Source organism: Rhizobium sp. BK275 (genome assembly GCF_014193555.1).
Lineage (GTDB): Bacteria > Pseudomonadota > Alphaproteobacteria > Rhizobiales > Rhizobiaceae > Rhizobium.
The window spans coordinates 78,779-102,608 of record NZ_JACHZL010000002.1 but is presented as its reverse complement, the minus strand read 5'-3'; the positions used below and the strand labels follow the sequence as shown (position 1 = coordinate 102,608).

Annotated in this window: 22 protein-coding genes and 1 pseudogene; 15 read left to right on the top strand and 8 right to left on the bottom strand. The window is 59.9% G+C overall.

All coding sequences use genetic code 11. The features are described 5' to 3' along the window. Nucleotides 1-174: 174 nt before the first annotated feature. Nucleotides 175-591: a MarR family transcriptional regulator gene (locus FHT82_RS06365; RefSeq protein ID WP_183727519.1), complete on the top strand. Its 417-nt coding sequence runs from the start codon at nucleotides 175-177 to the stop codon at nucleotides 589-591. Between the two features lie 2 nt (nucleotides 592-593). Here the strand turns inward: FHT82_RS06365 and FHT82_RS06360 are convergent, their stop codons facing one another. After that, the gene (locus tag FHT82_RS06360) at nucleotides 594-2,978 is read right to left on the bottom strand and encodes an EAL domain-containing protein (RefSeq protein WP_183727517.1); all 2,385 of its coding nucleotides are present in this window, start codon (nucleotides 2,976-2,978) and stop codon (nucleotides 594-596) included. A gap of 185 nt (nucleotides 2,979-3,163) precedes the next feature. Here FHT82_RS06360 and FHT82_RS06355 point away from each other — a divergent pair, with 185 nt between their 5' ends. The 6 genes and pseudogenes from FHT82_RS06355 to FHT82_RS06330 all read left to right on the top strand — a co-directional run bounded on the left by FHT82_RS06355 (nucleotide 3,164) and on the right by FHT82_RS06330 (nucleotide 12,191). Further along, the gene (locus tag FHT82_RS06355) at nucleotides 3,164-4,552 is read left to right on the top strand and encodes a M20/M25/M40 family metallo-hydrolase (RefSeq protein WP_183727516.1); all 1,389 of its coding nucleotides are present in this window, start codon (nucleotides 3,164-3,166) and stop codon (nucleotides 4,550-4,552) included. Between the two features lie 464 nt (nucleotides 4,553-5,016). Further along, nucleotides 5,017-5,439 (top strand): annotated as a pseudogene (locus FHT82_RS06350) (SH3 domain-containing protein); the annotation flags it as partial. Between the two features lie 501 nt (nucleotides 5,440-5,940). Continuing rightward, on the top strand, nucleotides 5,941-8,250 hold the full coding sequence (locus tag FHT82_RS06345) for a transglycosylase domain-containing protein (protein ID WP_183727514.1): 2,310 nt from the start codon (nucleotides 5,941-5,943) through the stop codon (nucleotides 8,248-8,250). A gap of 305 nt (nucleotides 8,251-8,555) precedes the next feature. Then, nucleotides 8,556-10,466, top strand: coding sequence for a molecular chaperone DnaK (gene dnaK / locus FHT82_RS06340; protein ID WP_183727512.1), 1,911 nt, complete (start codon nucleotides 8,556-8,558; stop codon nucleotides 10,464-10,466). Between the two features lie 81 nt (nucleotides 10,467-10,547). Further along, the gene (gene dnaJ / locus FHT82_RS06335) at nucleotides 10,548-11,678 is read left to right on the top strand and encodes a molecular chaperone DnaJ (RefSeq protein WP_183727502.1); all 1,131 of its coding nucleotides are present in this window, start codon (nucleotides 10,548-10,550) and stop codon (nucleotides 11,676-11,678) included. 306 nt (nucleotides 11,679-11,984) lie between these two features. Then, nucleotides 11,985-12,191 (top strand): hypothetical protein, encoded by a 207-nt coding sequence (locus tag FHT82_RS06330; RefSeq protein WP_183727500.1) that lies wholly within the window; start codon nucleotides 11,985-11,987, stop codon nucleotides 12,189-12,191. Between the two features lie 32 nt (nucleotides 12,192-12,223). Here the strand turns inward: FHT82_RS06330 and FHT82_RS06325 are convergent, their stop codons facing one another. Beyond that, nucleotides 12,224-12,589: a helix-turn-helix transcriptional regulator gene (locus FHT82_RS06325; protein ID WP_183727498.1), complete on the bottom strand. Its 366-nt coding sequence runs from the start codon at nucleotides 12,587-12,589 to the stop codon at nucleotides 12,224-12,226. A 275-nt stretch (nucleotides 12,590-12,864) separates the two neighbouring features. Here FHT82_RS06325 and FHT82_RS06320 point away from each other — a divergent pair, with 275 nt between their 5' ends. The 4 genes from FHT82_RS06320 to FHT82_RS06305 all read left to right on the top strand — a co-directional run bounded on the left by FHT82_RS06320 (nucleotide 12,865) and on the right by FHT82_RS06305 (nucleotide 15,557). Beyond that, nucleotides 12,865-13,065 carry a hypothetical protein gene (locus tag FHT82_RS06320; protein WP_183727496.1) on the top strand — a complete coding sequence of 67 codons (201 nt, stop codon included), beginning with the start codon at nucleotides 12,865-12,867 and terminating at the stop codon, nucleotides 13,063-13,065. 76 nt (nucleotides 13,066-13,141) lie between these two features. Continuing rightward, nucleotides 13,142-14,266, top strand: a complete 1,125-nt coding sequence (gene recF / locus FHT82_RS06315) for a DNA replication/repair protein RecF (RefSeq protein ID WP_183727494.1) — start codon at nucleotides 13,142-13,144, stop codon at nucleotides 14,264-14,266. Next, complete coding sequence (locus FHT82_RS06310) at nucleotides 14,263-15,087, top strand: molybdopterin-synthase adenylyltransferase MoeB (protein WP_183727492.1); 825 nt, start codon at nucleotides 14,263-14,265, stop codon at nucleotides 15,085-15,087. The genes recF and FHT82_RS06310 overlap by 4 nt, the downstream gene beginning before the upstream one ends. Next, nucleotides 15,084-15,557, top strand: a complete 474-nt coding sequence (locus FHT82_RS06305; RefSeq protein WP_183727490.1) for a GNAT family N-acetyltransferase — start codon at nucleotides 15,084-15,086, stop codon at nucleotides 15,555-15,557. The genes FHT82_RS06310 and FHT82_RS06305 overlap by 4 nt, the downstream gene beginning before the upstream one ends. A 120-nt stretch (nucleotides 15,558-15,677) precedes the next feature. Here FHT82_RS06305 and FHT82_RS06300 read toward each other — a convergent pair whose 3' ends face one another. Then, entirely contained in the window at nucleotides 15,678-16,679 is a 1,002-nt protein-coding gene (locus FHT82_RS06300; RefSeq protein WP_183727488.1) for a D-glycerate dehydrogenase, read from the bottom strand. 177 nt (nucleotides 16,680-16,856) lie between these two features. On the opposite strand from FHT82_RS06300, the gene FHT82_RS06295 reads away from it, so the two are divergent. Beyond that, on the top strand, nucleotides 16,857-17,399 hold the full coding sequence (locus FHT82_RS06295) for an SH3 domain-containing protein (RefSeq protein WP_183727486.1): 543 nt from the start codon (nucleotides 16,857-16,859) through the stop codon (nucleotides 17,397-17,399). On the opposite strand, the gene FHT82_RS06290 is transcribed toward FHT82_RS06295, so the two are convergent. Beyond that, the gene (locus FHT82_RS06290; RefSeq protein WP_183727484.1) at nucleotides 17,392-18,384 is read right to left on the bottom strand and encodes an adenosine kinase; all 993 of its coding nucleotides are present in this window, start codon (nucleotides 18,382-18,384) and stop codon (nucleotides 17,392-17,394) included. The two genes, FHT82_RS06295 and FHT82_RS06290, sit on opposite strands and share 8 nt — an antisense overlap. Nucleotides 18,385-18,788: 404 nt before the next feature. Here FHT82_RS06290 and FHT82_RS06285 point away from each other — a divergent pair, with 404 nt between their 5' ends. Continuing rightward, nucleotides 18,789-19,736 carry an AEC family transporter gene (locus FHT82_RS06285; RefSeq protein WP_183727482.1) on the top strand — a complete coding sequence of 316 codons (948 nt, stop codon included), beginning with the start codon at nucleotides 18,789-18,791 and terminating at the stop codon, nucleotides 19,734-19,736. Between the two features lie 56 nt (nucleotides 19,737-19,792). On the opposite strand, the gene FHT82_RS06280 is transcribed toward FHT82_RS06285, so the two are convergent. After that, nucleotides 19,793-20,365, bottom strand: coding sequence for a cytochrome c family protein (locus tag FHT82_RS06280; protein WP_183727480.1), 573 nt, complete (start codon nucleotides 20,363-20,365; stop codon nucleotides 19,793-19,795). Nucleotides 20,366-20,519: 154 nt separating this feature from the next. Between FHT82_RS06280 and FHT82_RS06275 the strand changes: the two genes are divergently transcribed. Both FHT82_RS06275 and FHT82_RS06270 read left to right on the top strand, forming a co-directional pair. Beyond that, nucleotides 20,520-21,275, top strand: coding sequence for a 3-deoxy-manno-octulosonate cytidylyltransferase (locus FHT82_RS06275; RefSeq protein ID WP_183727478.1), 756 nt, complete (start codon nucleotides 20,520-20,522; stop codon nucleotides 21,273-21,275). Nucleotides 21,276-21,287: 12 nt separating this feature from the next. Further along, complete coding sequence (locus FHT82_RS06270; protein ID WP_183727476.1) at nucleotides 21,288-22,142, top strand: prephenate dehydratase; 855 nt, start codon at nucleotides 21,288-21,290, stop codon at nucleotides 22,140-22,142. Between the two features lie 175 nt (nucleotides 22,143-22,317). On the opposite strand, the gene FHT82_RS06265 is transcribed toward FHT82_RS06270, so the two are convergent. From FHT82_RS06265 to FHT82_RS06255, 3 genes are all read right to left on the bottom strand, one after another. Next, complete coding sequence (locus tag FHT82_RS06265) at nucleotides 22,318-22,686, bottom strand: VOC family protein (protein ID WP_183727474.1); 369 nt, start codon at nucleotides 22,684-22,686, stop codon at nucleotides 22,318-22,320. Nucleotides 22,687-22,825: 139 nt separating this feature from the next. After that, nucleotides 22,826-23,047: a hypothetical protein gene (locus FHT82_RS06260; protein ID WP_183727472.1), complete on the bottom strand. Its 222-nt coding sequence runs from the start codon at nucleotides 23,045-23,047 to the stop codon at nucleotides 22,826-22,828. A gap of 71 nt (nucleotides 23,048-23,118) precedes the next feature. Beyond that, entirely contained in the window at nucleotides 23,119-23,814 is a 696-nt protein-coding gene (locus FHT82_RS06255; RefSeq protein WP_183729140.1) for a YafY family protein, read from the bottom strand. Nucleotides 23,815-23,830: the final 16 nt, after the last annotated feature.

The window sequence follows — 23,830 nt, the reverse complement described above, 5'->3', positions numbered from 1 at the left end:
TTTCAAGCCGCCATGGCCTTCCTCCAGGCCGTGGCGGTTTTGTTTTTTCAGCCATTCGCTGCAGCACTCAAAAATTAAGAGCTTCGTTCCTATGTTTTGATGGATCGTATGCGATTTGTTACATTGTCTACTGCACGATTTTGAGCCTAACTTACAATCATGGGATTTAATCGAATGGAATCCGGCGCCTACCTTGCCAGCCAGCTGGCCAAGGGTTTTGCCCGTTCGCTGCATCAGCGCGCGGCAGGGCTCGGCTTTTCTCCCGGCCAGTTCCCGATACTTCTAGAGCTTTGGGCCGAAGACGGGCTGACCCAGAAGCAGCTTCTGGAGCGCGTCGATATCGAGCAAGCGACGATGGCCAACACGCTCTCGCGCATGGCACGTGACGGGCTGATCGAACGGTGCCCGCATCCCACCGACAAGCGCGCCCAGCTGATCTTTCTGACCGAGAAAGCCAAGGCGATGGAAGCGGAAGCCATCGATACGGCGCGCGAGGCCGATCTTGCCCTATTCAAAGGATTCCGGGCCTTCGAGCGGGAACTGATGCTCGAATATATCCGGCGCCTCATCAACAACGCAAAGGCGCTCTAAGCTCACTCCGCGGCGGCGGGGCGGCGCGTGGGTTTTTCCGTCTGCGCATCGACATGCTCCGAGAGAAAGTTTTCGCGGGTGGCGAGCTTGATGCTCGGCTCGATATCGGGCTTGCCGAGCAGCAGCCCCTGCACCTGGGTACAGCCTTCCTCAACGACGATCTGACGCTGCATTTCCGTTTCCACGCCCTCAGTGACGACGGGCATGCCAAGACTGTGCCCCAGACCGATGATGGCCCGCACGATCGAGCGGGCGCCTGCATCATGTTCCAGAACGCCGGTGAAACTGCGATCGACCTTGATCTTGTCGAAGGGGAAAGAGCGCAAGTTGGACAGCGATGAAAAGCCGGTGCCGAAATCATCCATGACGATGCGCACGCCGAGACCGCGCAAGCGCTGAAGTGTGTTCATGACCCGGTTGCGATCACGCACGAGTGCGGCTTCGGTGATCTCCAGCTCCAGCCGTTCCGGCGCGAGGCCCGCTTCCTTCAGAATCTCAGCCACTCGTTCGCAGAGATTGGGCAGCAAAAACTGTACCGGGGAGACATTGACCGCAATCGTCAGCGGCTGCGGCCAGCGGGCCGCCTCCATGCAAGCCTCACGCAGGATCCATTCGCCGAGCTGGACGATGGAGCCGCTTTCCTCGGCGATCGGAATGAAGATTTCCGGTTCGCTCATGCCGTGGCATGGCCTGTTCCAGCGCATGAGAGCTTCGTAACCGTTGATCTCGCCGCTGCGCGCGTCGAGAATTGGCTGATAATTGACGTGAAGCTGCTTGCGGTTGATGGCGTGGCGAAGCTCGTGCTCGATCTGGCGACGGGTACGCACCGACTCGTCCATTTCCGCATCGAAGAAGCAGGCTGCACCACGCCCTGCATGTTTGACGCGATAAAGGGCGGTATCGGCGTTGTTGCAAAGCTCTTCGGCAGATTTTCCATCTGCAGGATAAAGCGCAATGCCGATGCTGGCGCCGACGGCCGTCGGATCGCGGGCGGTATCCATCTCGGCCGCGAATTCATCGATGATGCGGCGTGCCAGACGGCGCGCCGCATCGGGCTGCCGCTTGCCCGGCTGGATGACGGCGAATTCATCACCGCCAAGCCGCGCGATCGTATCGTCATGATCGACGCAGCGTTTGAGGATCGCAGCAACCTTGCGCAGGATGCGGTCGCCTTCGGCGTGGCCGAAAATATCGTTGACGGCCTTGAAGCGATCGAGGTCGATGCAGAATACGGCAACCTGCGCCCGCTTGCGTTCCGCGACCTGCAGAGCCTGGCGAATGCGGGTGTCGAAAAGCGAACGGTTCGGCAGGTCCGTCAGAACATCGTAATGGGCGAGATGCTCGATCAGCTCTTCGGCGCGTTTACGCTCGGTAAGGTCACGAACGACGAGAACATCGCAATGGCGCCCGCGATAGACGATCCGCCGCGTGACGACCTCGACAGGGATTTCCCTCTCGTCTTTGACGATCAGCAGCATTTCCTTGTGAGCCCTCTCCTGCTCCGCATGGACGAGCGCCAATACGGCCGAAGGAGCGTTGTCCGTGAGCTCGGAGAGCTTCCAGCCGGACAGGGCAAGGAAGCGTTCATTGGTGTCGATGATCTTGCCGTCACGCAGGATAACGAGACCGTCCTGCGAGACGTTGGCAAGACCGCGAAGGTCGGTCAGATGACTTTCGAGGAAGACCGCGCCAAAGGCCATGAGGATGAGGCCGGTCGAAACGGCCATGACGATCGCGGCAAGCACCTCAGGCGCAAGCGCCATCGCTGCTACGTCACGCATGGGGTCCGGCACCAGGGTGATGCTGCTCATCGAGATGAAATGGAGCGCACAGATTGCCAGCACGAAGGCAGTCGACGATGCGGCGAAGCGTTTCATGCCCTTCAGCTTGAAGAAGGCGAGGAAGGCGACGGAAGAAAGCGCCGCGCAGGAGGAGAAAGCGACGACTATCGTTGGGGCATCATAGACGACGACGGCCTGCGCCTCGACCGCCTGCATGCCGGTAAAATGCATGGCCGTGATACCAAGTGCCATCAGCACGCCGCCGAAAGCAAAAGAATAAGCGGTTCGGCCCTCCGAGGCGATCAGGATCGCCACCCACGAGCCGAAGATCGACAGGATCACCGAGAGAGAAGTCGGGCCGAGATCGTAGCTGATCGGCATGCCGCCATCATAGGCGAGCATGGCGATGAAATGCGTTGCCCATACGCCGACGCCACTGGCAAAGGCTGACGTGCCGATCCAGAGCTTGCGCTGGCCGACGTCGCATTCCTGGGCACGGAAGAGAAGAAGCATCGTCGTCAGGCTGCCAACGAGGCAGACGACTGCGGCCGCGATGACCAGCCGCCAGTCATGGTTGTCCCTGATACAAGCAATAACGGAGAACATTCGCCACCTCGAAAATCGACCTCGATGCGAGATTATTTAGAGTTTGCTAAATAACTGTAAATTGCATTAGGCATCTCTACTTCATCCGTTGCAGCATTTGGCACCACATAACATCTTGAAAATTTGACGCTCGAAACCGCAGCCAATTGGGTCTATCGTCCGGCCGAATTTCAAAGGAGTCGGAAATGACCGAACTAAATCCTGTCCTTGCGCGTGCGGACCAGAATCTTGATTCAAGCCTTGAAAGGCTGTTCGAGCTGTTGCGCATCAAGTCGATCTCGACCGATCCGGCCTATAAGGCCGAATGCCGCAAGGCGGCCGAGTGGCTCACCGCCTATCTGAAGACACTGGGCTTTGACGCCTCGGTTCGCGACACGCCCGGCCATCCGATGGTGGTCGCCCATCATGAAGGCGACTCGGCTGATGCCCCCCATGTCCTCTTCTACGGTCACTATGACGTACAGCCGGTCGATCCGATTGAGCTCTGGGAAAACGATCCTTTCGATCCCGCCGTCAAGGATGCCGGCAATGGCCGCAAGATCCTGACCGGCCGTGGTACTGCCGACGACAAGGGTCAGCTCATGACTTTCGTCGAAGCCTGCCGCGCCTACAAGGAAATCAATGGCGCACTTCCATGCCGCGTCACCATACTTTTCGAGGGCGAGGAAGAATCCGGCTCGCCGTCGCTGAAGCCGTTCCTCGAAGCCAATGCTGCCGAACTCAAGGCCGACTATGCCCTCGTCTGCGACACCAGCATGTGGGATCGCGATACACCGGCAATTGCGGCTGCGCTTCGTGGTCTTGTCGGCGAGGAAGTCGTGGTGACGGCTGCCGACCGCGACCTGCATTCCGGCCTTTTCGGCGGGGCGGCCGCCAATCCGATCCATATTCTCGTAGAAGCGCTTGCCGGCCTGCATGACGAGACCGGGCGCATCACGCTCGACGGTTTCTACAACGGCGTCGAGGAAACGCCCTCCAATATCAAGGCTTCCTGGGAAACGCTCGGCAAGTCGGCCGAAAGCTTCCTCGGCGAAGTCGGCCTCTCCATCCCCTCAGGCGAAAAGGGCCGCTCGGTCCTGGAGCTCACGTGGGCACGGCCCACGGCCGAGGTCAACGGTATCTGGGGCGGCTATACCGGCGAAGGTTTCAAGACCGTGATTGCCGCCAAGGCATCGGCGAAAGTTTCCTTCCGCCTCGTCGGCACACAGGATCCGGCAGCGATCCGCGAAAGCTTCCGCAATTACGTTCGCTCGAAGATCCCGGCCGACTGCTCGGTCGAGTTCCATCCGCATGGTGCCTCGCCGGCCATCCATCTTTCCTATGACTCGCCTGTTCTGACCAAGGCGCGGACCGCGCTTTCGGATGAATGGCCGAAGCCTGCCGTCGTCATCGGCATGGGCGGCTCGATCCCGATCGTCGGCGATTTCCAGAAGATGCTCGGCATGGAATCCCTGCTCGTCGGCTTCGGTCTCTCAGACGACCGCATCCATTCGCCAAACGAGAAATACGAGCTTGCCTCCTACCACAAGGGCATCCGCTCCTGGGTGCGCATCCTGACTGCACTGAAGGCCTGAAACGAAAAAGGCGTGCCTGCGGTCTGCGCGGCACGCCATCCGAAATCTGCAAACAAAAAGGCCGGTTCGAACCGGCCTTCCGTTATCCGCCTCATCTCAGTGCCAGTACATCCGTGGTCAAAGGAGAAGCAGATAATGCACAGCCAGAGTGATCCTTAGGGATTAACGACCGGTAAACGATCCATCCAACCAGATCTCGGAAACGGTATCACCGACAGGGCGCACAACATTTCCGGGCTGCGATTTCTTGAACCTTATATCGGAAGCCGCCTTTTACATTTCAAGGCCTCGTACAAAGCTTGACCGCCGTTCAAGCTGCGTTCATCCGACTGTCCCTATAAGCCTTTGAAAGACAAAGTGAAAACTGCGCCGCATGACCTATGCCGCAGGCGCTCTATCTTTGCCCCGCCAGGGAATGTCGCTCCCGACGCCCGGCATCCGTCGTTCATTGCGAGGAGTAAAAGGTGAAACATATTCTTCTGAAAATTGTCGCGGGTGGTCTCTTGCTGCTGGCGCCCGCCATTGCCGAAGCCGCGCAGGGCATTTCGACTGCGAACGTGAACATGCGTGCCGGCCCGAGCACGCGCTATCCTGCCGTCGCCGTCATTCCAAACGGCACGCCGCTGCAAATCCGCGGCTGCCTTGCCGATACGCCCTGGTGCGATGTGGAATTCTATGGAGGCCGGGGCTGGGTTTCCGGCCAATATGTCCAGGCGACCTATGAGCGGCGTCGGATCTATGTCGGCCCGCAATATTACCGTCCGCTCGGTATTCCGACAGTGACATTCAGCGTCGGCCCATATTGGGATCGCTACTACCGCAACCGCGATTTCTATCGTGATCGCGACCGCTGGCGCCGCGGGCCGGACTATTATTATCGCGATCGTGGTCCCTATCGTCCCTAAAGAAAAGGACCCGACGTATCTGGTGATACGCCGGGCCTGATATTGATCGGCGCGTGTTGAGGGGAGACGGCCGATCTGAGCGGGACGTGAGGGGTATGTCCCGCTTTCGATAAAACTACCACGAAGCCTATTGGTTCCCTCACCAGCCAGAAGATGTGCGACGCTGGGTCGCCAGCAGGTCGCGCATCTCCGCATGGGAGCCAAGGAGCATCCTCAGCCGGCTCTCCTCTACCTGGATATTGCGCATCCGCTTCCTGGGCGAGCGGAAGTCGCGGCGATATATGTCGGTTTTGTGACGGCCTCAACGAATGGCAGCCATGCGGGAAACTCGCGGCTGGTTAACGGAGAAAAGGCAGGCAGGCGGGGTACTTGGTCGTATTGGTGTTGTTCTTAACAGCCCGTTAATTCGCCGCATTTACAGTTCAGTCGAATAAAACCGTTGCTCTGGGGCGCGGTCTTATAACAAGGGTCAACCGCTCCACGATGGTAGCCAGACGCAGATCAGACGACAGGATCGAACCGTCCTTCAACGGCCGTGGCGGCAGTGAGGAGGATGACGAATTCGCGCTCGATGACGACGACCGCATCGACGGGCGGCACGGCTCCAAACGTACATCGAAATCTCCCGCTCCCCGCCGCACGCCAGCGAAGCGCCGTCCCGAGCCTCGAGAACGCGAAGGCGGTGGCCTATTCGCATTCCTGCGCAGGGTCGTCTACTGGTGCATCTTGCTTGGCATCTGGGCCGGCATCGGTGTTGCCGGCCTCGTGTTCTATTATGGTTCGCGCATGCCGAGCGCCAGCACCTGGGCAATCCCCGAGCGGCCGCCGAACGTCAAGATCACCGCCGTGGACGGCAGCGCGATCGCCAACCGCGGTGCGACCGGCGGCGAAGAGCTCTCCCTGGAGAACATGTCTCCCTATATTCCCGAAGCGATCGTCGCCATCGAAGACCGACGCTTCTATTCGCATTTCGGCGTCGATCCATTCGGGCTGGCGCGCGCCTTCGTCAACAATGCGACCGGCCAGCCGATCCAGGGCGGCTCGACGCTGACGCAGCAGCTTGCCAAGAACCTGTTCCTCTCGCCCGAGCGCACGCTCGAGCGCAAGGTGCAGGAGGTGCTGCTCTCCTTCTGGCTGGAACAGAAATACACCAAGGACCAGATCCTTGCGATGTATCTGAACCGCGTCTATTTCGGCTCGAATGCCTATGGCGTGGAAGCCGCGGCGCGGCGCTATTTCAACAAGTCGGCGCGCGATGTGAACCTCGGCGAAGCAGCCCTGCTTGCGGGCCTTGTGAAAGCGCCGTCCCGCCTTTCGCCGGCCCGTGATCCGGAGGCAGCAAATGCCCGCGCGCAGATCGTGCTGCAGGCCATGCGCGACCAGGGCTATATCAGCGACGGCGAGATCAAGACGGCGATGTCGCAGACGCCGGCTTCAGCCCGCAGCTACTGGTCGGGCGCCGGACAATATGTTGCCGATATGGTGATGGACGAGCTGCAGGGGCTGGTCGGCGACGTGAAGGAAGACGTCATCGTCGATACGACCATCGACAAGAATCTCGAAAGGAAAGCCGAACAGTCGCTGGTCGACGTACTCAACAAGGAAGGCGGCAAGTTCGATGCATCGCAGGCCGCTCTTGTCTCGATCGACGGTACGGGCGCCATCCGCGCGCTCGTCGGCGGCAGGGACTATGCGACGAGCCAGTTCAACCGTGCCGTCAAGGCCAAGCGCCAGCCGGGCTCCTCCTTCAAGCCTTTCGTCTATGCCGCTGCGCTCGAAAAGGGCCTGACGCCGGATTCCGTCTTCAACGACGCGCCGATCCGCATCGGCGACTGGACGCCTGAAAATTACGAGAAGAAATACAACGGCGAAGTGACGCTCAGGACAGCGCTCGCCAAGTCGCTGAACACGGTGGCCGCCCAGCTCGTGATGTATGACGGGCCGGATCAGGTGATCAAGCTCGCCCATCGTCTCGGCATCGAATCAGACCTGCAACCCAATGCCTCGATCGCACTCGGCACCTCGGAAGTATCCCTCATGGAGCTGACGTCCTCCTATGCCGCCTTCATGAACGGTGGCTACAAAGCGACGCCGCATGTGATCCGCCGGGTGACCACCGCTGATGGCAAGGTGCTTTACGAGAACACCTACGACAATCCGCCGCGCGTGCTTTCCGAGCAGATCGTGGCCGAAATGAACATGATGATGATGGGCGTCATCAACGGCGGCACAGGCTCGAGCGCCAAGCTTCCCGGCTGGCAGGCGGCCGGCAAGACCGGCACGACGCAAAACTCGCGCGACGCATTGTTCGTCGGCTTCACCAGCAACCTGACGACGGGCGTGTGGTTCGGCAATGACGACGGCAAGCCAATGAAGAAGGTGACCGGCGGCGGGCTTCCGGCCAAAGCCTGGAAAGAATTCATGGTCGCCGCGCATAAAGGGCTTTCTCCGGCGCCGCTTTTCGGCATGGGCCAGACACTCCCCGACTCTGGCTCCAACCCCGGCGACGGCCAGCTCATGGTGCAGGCGCAGCCGGCTCCCGAGCAGCCTTCGACGGTCGGCAGCATCATTTCCGGTGTCTTCGGTGGGAATGCCGACCTAAACCGTTATCCGCCGGCGCCCGGACAGTCGCGGGCGGCGACGCCGGTGAATGGCGGACCTGTGCCGCCCGCCGATGTTGCCGACGGCGGTTACGACGACATGGTGCCGCCCGGTGATGTGGGCGGTCCGCAGGCAACGTCAGGGGCGCAGCCGCGACGCACGACCCTGCTCGATCTCATCATGGGGCAGTAGACAGTATTGGAACGGGATATGAAGACCTTTCGGGAGCACGTCCCGCGCAAGGCTCGGCATGCAAGATTTGCGTGGTTCGACGGTGCAAAGCAGACCCTTTTCCGGCTACTGTAAAAATTGAATGCAACACATTCGTTTTGCTGGATTCCGGGCCATTTCTCGCCTTGCAGTCCAGAAATCCGCTCCTTATATACGCCGCATCACCGCAATCACGATTGCGTAATCTTAGTAGACCCATCCCGTAAGGGGCTGTCAGGGAAATGCCTTACCGGGGTTCCGACAGCTTGCTTCAAGGAGAGAATGACATGGCAAAAGTAATTGGTATCGACCTTGGAACGACAAATTCCTGCGTCGCAGTCATGGACGGCAAAGACGCAAAGGTCATCGAGAATGCGGAAGGCGCGCGTACGACCCCTTCCATGGTGGCATTTTCCGATGACGGCGAACGCCTCGTCGGCCAGCCGGCCAAGCGCCAGGCGGTCACCAACCCGACGAACACGCTCTTCGCCGTAAAGCGCCTCATCGGCCGCCGTTACGAAGATCCGACCGTCGAGAAGGACAAGCACCTCGTTCCCTTCACCATCGTCAAGGGTGACAACGGCGACGCCTGGGTCGAAGCCAACGGTAAGGGCTACTCGCCCGCACAGATTTCCGCGATGATCCTTCAGAAGATGAAGGAAACCGCCGAGTCCTATCTCGGTGAAAAGGTCGAAAAGGCCGTCATCACCGTTCCCGCGTACTTCAACGACGCGCAGCGTCAGGCAACCAAGGATGCCGGCAAGATCGCCGGTCTTGAAGTGCTCCGCATCATCAACGAGCCGACCGCTGCTGCGCTCGCCTACGGCCTCGACAAGAAGGACGGCAAGACGATCGCCGTTTACGACCTTGGTGGCGGTACCTTCGATATCTCGATCCTTGAGATCGGTGACGGCGTCTTCGAAGTGAAGTCAACCAACGGCGATACTTTCCTCGGCGGTGAAGACTTCGACATGCGCCTCGTCGAATATCTCGTTGCCGAGTTCAAGAAGGACAACGGTATCGACCTGAAGAACGACAAGCTCGCTCTGCAGCGCCTCAAGGAAGCTGCCGAAAAGGCAAAGATCGAGCTGTCCTCTTCGCAGCAGACCGAAATCAACCTGCCGTTCATCACGGCCGACGCTTCCGGTCCGAAGCACCTGACGCTGAAGCTGACCCGCGCCAAGCTCGAAAGCCTGGTCGACGATCTCGTTCAGCGCACGATCGCTCCGTGCAAGGCAGCTCTCAAGGATGCCGGCGTCACCGCAGCTGAGATCGACGAAGTCGTTCTCGTCGGTGGTATGAGCCGCATGCCGAAGGTCCAGGAAGTCGTCAAGCAGCTGTTCGGCAAGGAACCGCACAAGGGCGTCAACCCGGACGAAGTCGTTGCTCTCGGCGCCGCCATCCAGGCCGGCGTTCTGCAGGGCGACGTCAAGGACGTTCTGCTTCTCGACGTGACCCCGCTGTCTCTCGGCATCGAAACGCTCGGTGGTGTCTTCACCCGTCTGATCGAACGCAACACGACGATCCCGACGAAGAAGAGCCAGACCTTCTCGACCGCCGACGACAACCAGCAGGCCGTCACCATCCGCGTCTCGCAGGGCGAGCGTGAAATGGCTGCCGACAACAAGCTGCTCGGCCAGTTCGACCTCGTCGGCCTGCCGCCGGCACCGCGCGGCGTTCCGCAGATCGAAGTCACCTTCGATATCGACGCGAACGGCATCGTGCAGGTTTCGGCCAAGGACAAGGGCACCGGCAAGGAACAGCAGATCCGCATCCAGGCTTCCGGTGGTCTCTCCGACGCCGACATCGAAAAGATGGTCAAGGATGCCGAATCGCATGCCGCCGAAGACAAGAAGCGCCGCGAAGGTGTGGAAGCCAAGAACCAGGCCGAAAGCCTGATCCACTCCACGGAAAAGTCGCTCAAGGATTACGGCGACAAGGTTTCCGAAGCCGATCGTACCGCAATCTCCGACGCGATTGCCGCTCTGAAGTCCGCAACCGAGGCAACCGAAGCCGACGCCGAAGACATCAAGGCCAAGACCCAGACGCTCATGGAAGTTTCCATGAAGCTCGGCCAGGCGATCTATGAAGCCCAGCAGGCCGAAGGCGGCACGACCGACGCTTCGGCCGAGGATGACAATGTCGTCGATGCCGACTACGAAGAAGTCAAGGACGACGACCGCAAGAAGTCCGCGTAATCGTGGGCTGGCGGCTTTCGCTAGACGATAGACATCCGGCTGCTCACCATGGCAGCCGGAAATCCATTTCCGGGGCTTAAATTGGCAAAAGCGGACTTCTACGAAACTCTGGGTGTAGCCAAGACGGCGGATGAAAAAGAGCTGAAGAGCGCCTTCCGCAAGCTGGCAATGAAATACCATCCGGACAAGAACCCGGATGACAAAGATGCCGAACGCAAGTTCAAGGAAATCAACGAAGCCTACGAAACGCTGAAGGACCCGCAGAAGCGCGCGGCCTACGACCGTTACGGCCATGCGGCCTTCGAGCATGGCGGCATGGGTGGTCCCGGCGGCGGCGGATTTGCCGGTGGCGGTTTCTCCGACATCTTCGAGGATATTTTCGGCGAGATGATGGGCGGCGGCCGTGGACGGCAACGCTCTTCGGGCGGCCGCGAACGCGGCGCCGACCTTCGCTACAACATGGAAATCTCGCTGGAAGAGGCTTACTCCGGCAAGACGGCGCAGATCCGCGTTCCGACGTCGATTACCTGCGACGTCTGTTCCGGCTCCGGCGCGAAGCCCGGCACGCAGCCGAAGACCTGCGGCACCTGCCAGGGCTCGGGCCGCGTGCGCGCAGCACAGGGGTTCTTTTCGATCGAACGTACCTGCCCGACTTGCCATGGTCGCGGTCAGATCATTCCCGATCCGTGCCCGAAGTGCCACGGCCAGGGCCGTGTGACCGAAGAGCGTTCGCTTTCGGTCAACATCCCTGCTGGCATTGAGGACGGCACCCGCATTCGCCTGCAGGGCGAAGGCGAAGCCGGCATGCGCGGCGGCCCGGCGGGCGATCTCTATATCTTCCTGTCGGTGAAGCCGCATGAGTTCTATCAGCGCGACGGAGCCGATCTCTATTGCGCCGTGCCGATCTCCATGACGACGGCAGCGCTCGGCGGCACCTTCGATGTGGCAACGCTCGACGGCACCAAGTCGCGCGTCACCGTTCCCGAGGGTACGCAGGCCGGCAAACAGTTCCGCCTGAAGAGCAAGGGCATGCCGGTGCTGCGTTCCAGCCAGACCGGTGATCTCTACATCCAGATCCAGATCGAGACGCCGCAGAAGCTTTCCAAGCGCCAGCGCGAGCTTCTGCAGGAATTCGAACAGCTCTCCTCCAAGGAGAACAATCCGGAATCGACGGGCTTCTTTGCCCGGATGAAGGAATTCTTCGAGGGCTGATCTCGATATCTCTACAGCATCGGCCCGAAAATCGGAATCGATTTTCGGGCCGATGCTGTAGATTCAAAGAGTTAGAGCGTCCTTTGTGCGTCCGAACGGACGCACGGCGCTCTAAGGTTACAAAAGCCGGAGGTTCCGCCTCCGGCTTTTTTCGTGCGCGCCCCAATCCGGGACACGTGTATCAGGCCGGGACGCAGGTCGACACGCAGACGTTTTGTGTTAACGTAGAGACCGGATGATGCTTGCAAGTTCCTGAAATCCATACTGTCTTTGGCCCGCAGTCCGGGACTAACAGAGGGTATATCCATGTCGGCAACGAACTTTTCCAACTGCCTGTCCGAAGATGTCGATGCGCTGGCAGGTGCGCTCTATACGTGGTGCGCCGAACGCAACATCAAGCTCCGCAGCCAGCAGGGCCTTTCGATCGCCAGCATCGCGATCGACCTCTATCATGCCGGCCATCAGACACAGGATGCCCTGCTCGTTGCGCTGCACGAGCGCGAGCTTCACTGAATCTCGATAGTTTCAAGGATGCTTGGAACGCTTCAGGCGGCGTTTTCGGTCGCCTGACCGCTCATGAGATTGAGGATCGTCTTGACCGCCTGCTTGCCCGCAGACGAACTCAACCTGTCATAGCTGACCGCCAGCTCATAAGCCTCGGGGCTCAGCTCAACACGATTGGTGAACTGGGAAATGCCGGTACCTTCGAAAAGCTCGGAAATATCCACTCCAAGGAAGACCGCTATCTGATGCAGTTTGCTGGCAGAGACGCGGTTCGTCCCCTTCTCGTATTTCTGAATCTGCTGGAATGTAAGACCTAACGCTTCACCGAGTTCCAGTTGAGAAACACGTCGGCGAGCGCGAAGTTGTCTCACGTTGCGACCGACAATGATATCAACCGGATCTGGCACTGCAGCATTCTCTCCCGATAAACCCTTTATTTACCATATAGCGTCAGCTGAATATCTCAACCCGGAAGTTGCAAATTTCAACCGACTTTTTTTGGGCATTATACCGCCTAAAGAGTTGTCTCCTTGAAAATTATACAACCTTAATTCCTCATTTGATCCCTTAATGGCGATATCGCAAAAAATTGAACACCCTTTAGTTGACTTCATTGCATGCGGCGATAGTTAGTCGCGCCGACCCCCTATAACGCGTCCGACAAGAGGCTTCGAATACTGCGATGACATCCGCTCCCACCGGGAAATCTGATGCCGACAGTATCGTCATCGATATGCGCCGCCAGAGGCTGACGATGATCCTCGACTCGTTGAAATCCTTGCGCGGCTCGATCGAAGACCGACCGGATCTTCTCCACTGGATCGAAAAGGCGATTGCGGAGGCCGAAGCGCAGCTTGAGGCTCCCGTCCCTCGTAGGCATTAGAGACATAAGCAGCTCTCAGCCTTGATATCCTGATGGCTTCGGCTTAGCTGTCAGCCCTAATGATTCCGGATATCCGATGCCGCACAAGGTTTCCCTTTCCCGCCTGAAGCTGACCGATTTTCGCAATTACGCATCGGCCTCGCTTTCGTTCGACGGGCGGCATGTGGTGCTGACCGGTGACAACGGCGCCGGCAAGACCAACCTCATGGAGGCTGTCTCCTTCCTCTCGCCCGGACGCGGGCTGCGCCGCGCTGCCTATGGCGACATCACCCGCGTGCATGCGACGGGTGGGTTTTCTATCTTTGCCGAACTCGATGGCATGGAAGGCGATGTCGAGATCGGCACCGGGATCGATGCCAGCGACGAGACGACCACGCGCCGGCTGCGCATCAATGGAACGACCGCGAAAACGGTCGACGAGCTGACGGACCATTTGCGCGTACTCTGGCTCACTCCGGCCATGGATGGGCTCTTTACCGGCGGCTCGTCCGAACGCCGGCGGTTCCTCGACCGGCTGGTGCTGTCCCTCGACCCTGAACATGGCAGGCGGGCCAGCGATTTCGAACGCGCCATGCGCAGCCGCAACAGGTTGCTCGACGAAGGCCGTTTCGATCCGTCCTGGCTTTCCGGTATCGAGGAGCAGATGGCAAGCCTCGGCATCGCCATGGCGCTCGCCCGGCAGGAGATGCTCGGCCTGCTGACGCGGCTGATCGAAGAAAGCCGCGAGACCTCCCCCTTCCCATCGGCATCGCTGCAGCTCTCGGGCTTCATGGACGGCCAGTTCTCCAGGCCTTCGGTCGATCTGGAAGACGAATATGCGGCGACACTCGCCGCCAACCGTTATAGCGATGCCGGCGCCGGACGCACCCTGGAGGGGCCGCATCGCGCCGATCTCATCGTGCATCATCGCGAGAAGCAGATGGAAGCAGCGCGCTGCTCGACCGGTGAGCAAAAGGCCCTGCTGGTTGGCCTCGTGCTTGCCCATGCGCGGCTCGTCGGCAATCTCACGGGCCATGCGCCGGTTCTGCTCCTGGACGAGATCGCCGCCCATCTCGACGAGGGGCGTCGTGCTGCACTGTTCGACCTCATAGACGGGCTTGGGGGCCAAGCCTTCATGACCGGAACGGACCATCAGATGTTTGCGGCACTTGGCGAGCGGGCGCAGTTTTTCACGGTTGCCGACGGAAGGGTTTTCGAATGAGCGATAGCGCTTCTCCTGCCGGTTCGGAGCGTGATAGCATCAGACCCATGGAACCTCTGAGCCCGGACGAAATTGCGCGTTATCATCGTCATATCCTGCTGCCGGAAATCGGTGGCGCGGGTCAGCAGAAGCTGAAGGCCGCGCGCGTGCTGGTGATCGGCGCCGGAGGGCTTGGTGCGCCGATCCTGCAATATCTGGCCGCCGCAGGCGTCGGCACGCTCGGCATTGCCGATGACGACCGCGTTTCGCTCTCCAATCTGCAGCGGCAGGTTATCCACGATTCCGGCACGATCGGCGAGCTGAAGACGGAGAGCGCAGCGCAAGCGATTACGCGACTGAACCCGCATATCAAGGTCATCCGGTTCACCGAGCGCTTTTCGGCAGACGCTGCGCGCCGACACCTTTCGGGCTTCGATCTCTTGATCGACGGCTCCGATAATTTCGACACGCGTTATGCGGCTGCCGATGCAGCCGAGGAAGCGCACATCCCGCTCGTCACCGGTGCCGTCGGCCGCTTCGACGGATCGCTGACCGTACTGAAACCCTATGAGACTACCGAAGACGGCACGGCCAATCCCGGCTATCGCGATCTCTTTCCGGAGGCGCCGCCGGCCGGACTGATCCCCGCCTGCGCGGAAGCCGGGATCATCGGCGCACTGACGGGCGTGATCGGCACGCTGATGGCCATGGAGGCGATCAAGCTCATTACCGGTGCCGGCGAACCGCTGATCGGCCGGCTGCTGCTCTATGATGCGCTATCGGCCCGTTTCGATACGATCCGCTACAAGCGTCGGCGCGCGAAGCAGAGCAAGACTGCATGACGCCTTTCCGCATCGATGAGAGCTTTGCCCGCTGGAGCGAGTTGCTCGATCTCGTTCTCGCATCTTTCGCCTATATGGAAGGCCGCATCGATCCGCCCTCGTCCGCAATCCGCCTGACGGTGGAATCGCTCGCGGAAAAAGCAAAGGCAGAAATCGCCTATGCCGTGGAGAATGACGGACGGCTCGCCGGATGCATTTTCCTGCGTCCGGAGACGGACTGTCTCTATGTCGGAAAGCTTGCGGTTCTGCCATCGGCACAAGGCAAAGGCATCGGCCGTCGCCTGCTTGATATCGCCGAGAAGACGGCGTGCGATCTCGGCCTTCCGGCATTAAGGCTCGAGACGCGGATAGAACTCGTCGGCAATCACTCGACTTTCGCCGCCTGGGGCTTTGCCAAGACCGCAGAGAAGTCCCATCCGGGCTTTGTGCGTGCGACATTTATCGAGATGCGGAAAGCGCTTGCCGGCTAAGGATGGGAGGCCTCTGCATAATTCCTTAAATCGGAATCGATTTAAGGGCAAAATTATGCAGAAACTCAAAGTGTTACAGCGTCCTTTGCGCGTCTTAAAAGACGCGCGGCGCTGTAGCCCTCACCGTCCGGGCAACACCCGGTTCGGCGGCCGGTGACCGTCCATGAAAGCGCGGATGTTGATGATGACCTTGTCGCCCATCTCCGCACGTCCCTCGATCGTCGCCGAACTCATATGCGGCAACAGCACGACCTTGCCCTCGTTGGCGAGCTTCACCAGCTTCGGATTGACCATCGGTTCGTTTTCGAAAACATCGAGGCCGGCGCCGGCGAGCTTTCCTTCTCGCAGGCATTTGATGAGAGCCGCCTCGTCGATCACGTCACCGCGGGCGGTGTTGACGAGATAGGCCGTCGGCTGCAGCAACGCCAGGCGTCGTGCCGAGAGCAGATGGAAGGTCGCCGGTGTCGAGGGGCAATTGACCGAGACGATATCGACGCGGGCGAGCATCTGATCGAGGCTTTCCCAGTAGGTCGCCTCCAATTCATCCTCGGTTGCCGGATTGACGCGCTTGCGGTTGTGATAATGGATCGACAGGCCGAAGGCCTTGGCGCGTCGCGCAACAGCCGTGCCGATACGGCCCATGCCGACGATACCGATGCGCTTTCCATGCATGCGACGGCCGAGCATCCAGGTTGGCGACCAGCCGGCCCATTCGCCGGGCCTGTCAGTCAGCACGCGTGCACCCTCGCCAATCCGGCGCGGTACGGCAAGGATCAGCGCCATGGCCATGTCGGCGGTGTCCTCGGTCAGCACATTCGGCGTGTTGGTGACGGTGATGCCTTTACGCGCCGCCGCCTCCACATCGATATGATCGGTGCCGTTCGAAAAGCTGGCGATCAGCTTCAACTGCGGTCCGGCATGTTCGATGAGTGCTGCGTCGATCCGGTCCGTTACGGTCGGCACGAGCACGTCGCAGCTCTTGACGGCTTCGGCAAGCTCAAGGGCGGATCGCGGCGTGTCGTCGATATTCAACTCGGCATCGAAAAGCTCGCGCATACGGGTTTCGACGACATCAGGCAGCTTTCGGGTTATGTAGACCTTCGGTTTTTTCTTCGTTGTCATAGCAGCTTGCGGTGCCTTGTTCAGAGGTCTTTAACCAAGTTGGACGATCATTTCCCCATTACGGGCATTTTCTACCAGACCCGCACGCGAAGACAAACAAAACTCGCGAGGCGACCGGGGAATCCCGGAAAGCGAGCAGGCAGGACCTGCTTCGAATTCGAGCCAACGGAAGCTTCCATGCGTCGCACTGTTTTAAAGTCCTGCCTCGCCCTGGCGGTTGCCTTTGCCGTATCGGCAGGCACAGTTGAATTTGCGCAAGCCCAGGCGGCGGCCAAGGGGCCGAGCGGCCTGCCGCTGCCGCGTTTCGTGACGCTGAAGTCCAAGCGCGTCAATCTGCGCATCGGACCGGGAACGGATTACGCCGTTTCCTGGCTCTATCTGAAGTCGGGATTGCCGGTCGAAATCATTCAGGAATATGACAACTGGCGCCGCATCCGCGATGCGGACGGAACCGAGGGCTGGGTCAATCAGTCGCTGCTGTCAGGCCAGCGCGCCGCTATCGCCGCGCCGTGGATGAAGGGCAAGGGCAAGAGCGTCTATGTCAACCTCCGCCGTGAAGCACAGCCTTCTTCCAGCATCGTCGCCAAGTTGGAACCCGGCGTGATGATCACGATCGGTGAATGCAGCGGAGAGTGGTGCTTCGCAAAGACCGACGGCGCCGAGGGCTGGGTGGCGCAGTCGGAAATCTGGGGTGCCTATCCGGGCGAGGCCTTTAAATAAGGCCTGCCTCCTTTGCGGCTTCGGACAGCGACTTCATCGGCCGCGGGCCGATTTGCTGGATTACGATGCCGGCGGCAAGGCAGCCGAGCTTGCCGCAATCTTCCAGCGTGCGGCCCTGGGTATAGCCGTAGAGGAAACCTGAGGCGAAGAGGTCGCCGGCGCCGGTCGTATCGACGACTTCGTTGATCTTGATTGCATCGACGTAATGGCGCTCGTTGCCCTTCAGGATCACGGCACCGTTCTCGCTCATAGTCACGGCGGCGATCCTGCAATCCTTGGCGATCTTGTTCAGCGCTTCTTCGAAATCGTCGGTCTCGTAAAGCGACAGCACTTCCTGGCGATTGGCGAAGACGATGTCGATTTTGCCGGACCGCATGAGATCCAGGAACTCACCGCGATAACGGTCGACGCAGAAGCTGTCGGAGAGCGTCATCGACATTTCGCGGCCGTTCTCATGGGCGATGCGGGCGCAATCAAGGATCGCCTCCTTGGCGCGCGGCGGATCCCAAAGATAACCTTCGAAATAGGTCACCTTGGCATCGGCCACGACATCTGCTTCGACATCTTCAGGCCCGAGTTCGACGCAGGCGCCGAGATAGGTGTTCATCGAGCGTTCGCCGTCATCGGTGACGAAGATCATCGAACGCGCAGTCGGGGGGAACGTGCCCTTGGCCCTAGTCCGGTAATGGACGCCCTGGGCACGGATATCATGCGCGAAGATCTCGCCGAGCTGGTCTTCCGCGACCTTGCCGAAATAGGCGGCCCTGCCGCCGAGGCTTGCAACGCCGGCGGCCGTATTGCCGGCGCTGCCGCCGGACGCTTCGAGCGCCGGACCCATGCGGGAATAGAGCAGTTCGGCACGATCGGCATCGATGAGGTTCATCGCCGCCTTGGTGATCTTGTTGTCAATGAGGAACTGGTCGTCGCAACGGGCGATGATATCAACGATTGCGTTGCCGACTGTCAGAACATCGAATTTGGTCATGAAATGGGAAGTCCCGGATTTGTGATAGCCGGTAGTCGGTCTTAGCGAAATTTGCCGGCATTGAAAGGATAAAGAGCAGATCACGCTCTAAGTCTTCGTAAAATTGCCGTTTATTCGTCATGCCGCTGTCACTTTGCCTGCCTAAAAACAGTGTTGGCAAAACCGGCATGCAGGTATCTCGTACGGCCGGATATGGGAGGGATGATCCCTTCAGTCATACCGGAACGACGCTGACCACGGATGAACTGGCAGTATCGTGATCGGGTATCCGGCCTTGCCGGATGCGGAAAAGCGGGCTGAGCCCGCTTTTTTTGTTGCGGCGCGAAAGAAATCGTATCCGCTGCATTTGTCATGGCCGGCAATTTGCTGTTAGACCTCGGCATTCCCGCGCAGAGCAGCAGTTCATGTCAGCCATCATCTTCGACGTTCTTCCGATCTTCCTTCTCATTCTCATCGGCTGGCTGATCGTCCGCGTCGGAGTGCTGACCGCAAATGTCGGCGATGCCTTGAGCGAGTTCGTCTTCAAGATCGCCGTGCCTCTGCTGCTTTTCCGCACCATCGCCGAAGCCGATTTCCATGGCGCGTCGCCTTTCCGGCTCTGGATCGTCTATTTCTCCGGCGTCGCGGTGACATGGACGGCCGGGCACATCGTCGCTACGCGCTTCTTCGGGCGCGATGAGCGGATTGGCGTGCTTGCGGGCGTATCCTCGGCTTTCGCCAACAACATCTTCATCGGTTTGCCGCTGGTCGAGCGCACCGTGGGCAGCGAAGGGCTTGTTGCCCTTTCCATCCTGCTTGCCGTGCATCTGCCGATCATGATGGTGGCGGGCACAATCATGATGGAACATGCCGAGCGCAAGATTTCCGGCAAGAGCGACCGCAGCATGACACTGGTGCTGAAGCAGATCGGCCTGAACCTGCTGCACAACCCGCTGGTCATCGGCATCGCGGCAGGCGCCCTCTTTCACGTCTCTGGCCTGACCATGCCGGCAACGATCAGCTCCGTCGTGGGGCAGATCGCCGGCACGGCCGGTCCGGCGGCGCTGATTTCGCTCGGCATGGCGCTGCGGAAATACGGAGTCTCCGGCAATGTCGGGATCGCCAGCGCAACCTCAGCCTTCAAGCTGCTGCTGCTGCCCGGCTGCGTGTGGGCAGCAAGCCATCTTTTCGGCCTCAGCAACGAATGGGCAGCGGCTCTGGTGCTGACCGCATCGGTGCCGACAGGGGTGAATGCCTGGCTGATCGCCAACCGCTTCGGCGTCGGCCACAGCCTTGCCGCGTCGACGATCACGGTGACCACAGCGCTCGGCGCCATCACTGTTTCCTTCTGGGCCTATATTCTCGGCGCCTGAGGCAGCAAAAAGCCCGGCTTTTGACCGGGCTTCTTCTCGGAAACAACTCGTCGTTCTTACTGCGTTGCAGTCGGAGCATTCGGATCCGGCAGCGGAGCCGGTGAATCTGCCAGCGTGTGCAGATAGAGGATGACGTTGGCGCGATCCTGATCTTTCGGCAGACCGGCAAAGCCCATGGCGGTGCCTGGAACGTCCTTCTTCGGCGCCAGCAGGAACTTGTTGAGGTTCTCGAAGGTCCAAAGTTCGCTGCTGCCCTTGGAGAAGTCCTTCATGGCAGAAGAATAGGCGAAGCCTTCATGCGAGGCGATCGGGCGATCTACGACACCAAAGAGATTCGGGCCGACCTTGTTCGGTCCGCCTTTGGTGCCGTCGTGACAGGCCTGACACTTCTTAAATACGGTTTCGCCGGCCTTGGCATCGGCGCTGGCAAGAAGCTTTGCGATCGGAACGGCAACAGCAGCAGGTGCGCCTTCACCGCCGGCGGCGGGTGCCTCCTCGGCGACGATGGCAAAACCTTCCTTCTCCGGCGCTTCCGAATGGAAGATCCCCTCGGAGGCAATGGAGACCGACATCAGAACGAAGATCGTTCCCAGCAGCGCCCCCACGGCCGTATTGACGTATGAATTCATCTGCAATGCTCCCCTTGCAGCCGGCAGACCAGAAACCGGACCATCTTGAAATTGCGCGGAACCTATGTCTTTTGGCTATTCGTTGCAACTGTCTAAATGGTCTTGTGCGTGAGACTTTTTGCCACTTTTCAGCCCGGATTAGAAGGCCCGAACAATGACTGATTCAAAATTAGATGAAGTGCTGGTGTTGATCCCCGCACGCATGGCCTCTACCCGCCTTCCGGGCAAGCCGCTGGCCGATATTTGCGGTTTGCCGATGATCGTCCAAGTGGCGAAACGAGCGCAGGAAGCGGAAATCGGGCGCGTCATCGTGGCGGTCGACGACCAGGACGTTTTCGACACCGTTGCGGCAGCGGGCTTTGAGGTGATCATGACGAGCAGGGATCATCAGGTCGGCTCGGACCGTATCTTCGAAGCGCTGACGATTGTCGACCCGGACAAAAGGGCGAAAATCATCGTGAACGTCCAGGGCGATCTTCCGACGATCGATCCGGAAACGGTGCGTGCAGCATTGCGTCCCCTCGATAACCCCGAGGTCGATATCGGCACGCTGACGACTGAGATCGACACAGAGGAGGACAAGACCGCACCGCACATCGTCAAGGTCGTCGGCACGCCTGTCTCAGAAAGCCGTCTGCGCGCGCTTTACTTCACGCGTACGACCGCGCCGTACGGCGAAGGGCCGCTCTATCACCATATCGGGCTCTACGCCTATCGGCGCGCCGCACTGGAGCGCTTCGTCTCCCTCGACCGTGGGACGCTGGAAAAACGCGAATCACTGGAGCAGTTGCGGGCGCTCGAAGCCGGCATGCGCATCGATGTCGAGATCGTTGACACCGTTCCGCTCGGTGTCGATACTCCAGCCGACCTCGAAAAGGCGCGGCGCATTCTCTCCGCGATGGCCAACTGACGGATTTTCTTCATGAACATCAAGACCAACAGGATCGCCTTCCAGGGCGACTTCGGCGCCAATTCCGACATGGCGAGCCGCGACATGTTTCCGACCATGGAGCCGCTGCCCTGCCAGACCTTCGAGGATGCCTTCACGGCGGTCGACAATGGTGACGCCGATATCGGCATGATCCCGATCGAAAACACAATCGCGGGCCGCGTTGCCGACATCCACCACCTGCTGCCGGAATCACGCCTGCACATCATCGGCGAATATTTCATGCCGATCCGCTTCCAGCTGATGGTACTGCCGGGTGTGACGAAGGACGAGATCCGCACCGTTCACAGCCATATCCATGCACTTGGCCAATGCCGCAAAATCGTTCGCGCCAATGGCTGGAAGCCTGTGATCGCCGGCGATACGGCAGGGGCTGCCAAGCTCGTCAAGGAAACCGGCGACCGCTCCATGGCGGCGCTTGCGCCACGCCTTGCCGCCGATCTCTACGGTCTCGATATCATCGCCGAGAATGTCGAGGACACGGAAAACAACGTGACGCGCTTCGTCGTGCTGTCGCGCGATGAGGAATGGGCAGAACGCTCGGCCAGTGACGAGAAGATCGTCACCACCTTCGTCTTCAACGTCCGCAACATTCCGGCCGCCCTCTACAAGGCGCTCGGCGGTTTTGCGACAAACAACATCAACATGACGAAGCTCGAGAGCTACCAGCTCGGCGGCAAATTTGTAGCGACGCAGTTTTATGCCGACATCGAGGGCCATCCGAACGACGCGAATGTACGCCGGGCCTTGGAAGAACTGCGCTTCTTCTCCGAGAAGGTCCGCATCCTCGGTGTCTACAAGGGCCATCCGATGCGGGGACTTCTTTAGAGCGCCGTGCGTCCATTCGGACGCACAAAGGACGCTCTAACTCTTTGAATCTACGCATCAGGCTTCCGAAAATCGATTCCGATTTTCGGGCCGATGCTGTAGGCGCTGCGGCCAGCAACGCAACAAACCTCTCCGGCGCAGAGGCCGGAGAGGTTTTTCAAGCATGATCCGCTATTTATTTATCCGGCTCACAAACACGCAACCGGTGTCCATCCGGATCCAGCACGACGAAGGTCGGACCGAAGTCGAGTTCGGTCAGTTCCTGGGCGACGGGCAAGCCGCGATTGCGCCAGTCTTCGTAATGCCTGGCGACGGCGTTTTCGCCATCAACCATGAAGGCAACCTCGCCACGATTGCCGATGGCAGACGGTTGAGGCTCGACCTTGCTGCGGCGCCAGAGGCCGAGGGTGAAGCCGCCATCGAGCGGGAAGGCGACGAAATTCGGCGCTTCCACGGCCGGCTCACGGCTCAGGATATTGCGGTAGAAGGCGGCGCTTTCGGCAGGATCCTTGACATAGAGGATAATGAGATTGGGGCTGGCCATTTCGGCTCTCCATTAGGGTTGAAAGATACCCGGCCGAAAGCTGCTGCTGTCAATTTGTGGCAGCAGCCCTCCTATGACGGCGCTGCTGGGAGCGCCGCTTCGTTACCGGGAAGAATATCGATAGTGCCGGCGTGCGGCCTCAGCGGAAGAGATCATCGCCAACACGCCAGTCCTGACCATCCATCAGGCCGAGATCGCGCTTGCGCCATGACGGCATCGTTTCGAGATCAAGCCGCGGACGGCGCAACGACGGCGTTACGAACCGATCCGCAAACAGGCGCACCAGACGAGAGCGAAGGGTTTTTCCGGCTTCGGCGGAAGTACGACGGCCGGCATATTGAACAACTTGAGACATTCCCATGATCAGTACTCCTTTCCTGCTGGACTGGTACTGATAATAGCGCTTCCTGCTGACAGTTTATGGCAGTAGCGTTAGTGCTCGATCGGGGTATCCTGCGTGTCCCGCCATTCCTTCAGGAGGACGGTGCGGCGGCGCGGATAACGCGTGTCGTGGATCGTCATATCGATGATGCGATCGGTGCGGAAATGACGGAAATCCTGACGCAGCTCGCACCAGGCCATGATGATGCGCACATGCTCGAAATAGCCAAGCGCGAAGGGCCAGACACGACGGCGGGAGATACGCCCCTGCTCGTCGCCATAATGCAATTCAAGGATACGCTCCAGGCGGATCGCCTTGCGAATGGCCGAAACATCCGCCCTGTCCTCATCCTGCCGCTTTCTGCCGACAAAAAGTGTGGCCGAATCGACCATGTCGCGCATGTCGGGCGGCAGCACGGCGGCAATCTTTGCCAGCGCATCGGCGCCGGCATTGGCAAGGCGCGGTTCGGCGGCGCGCGCTACCCAACGGGAGCCAAGCACCAGTGCTTCCAACTCTTCCTCGGAAAACATCATCGGCGGCAGCATGAAGCCGGGTTTCAGCACATAGCCTATGCCGGCCTCGCCCTCGATCATGGCGCCTTGCGCCTGCAGGCTCGCAATATCGCGGTAGAGGGTGCGCAGGCTGACGCCGGTTTCCTCGGCGAGCACAGTGCCGGTAACCGGCCGCCGGTAGCGCCGGAGCGTCTGAAGCAGGGTCAGCAGCCGTTCGGAGCGGGCGACCATAATTATATCCTCATGCAGA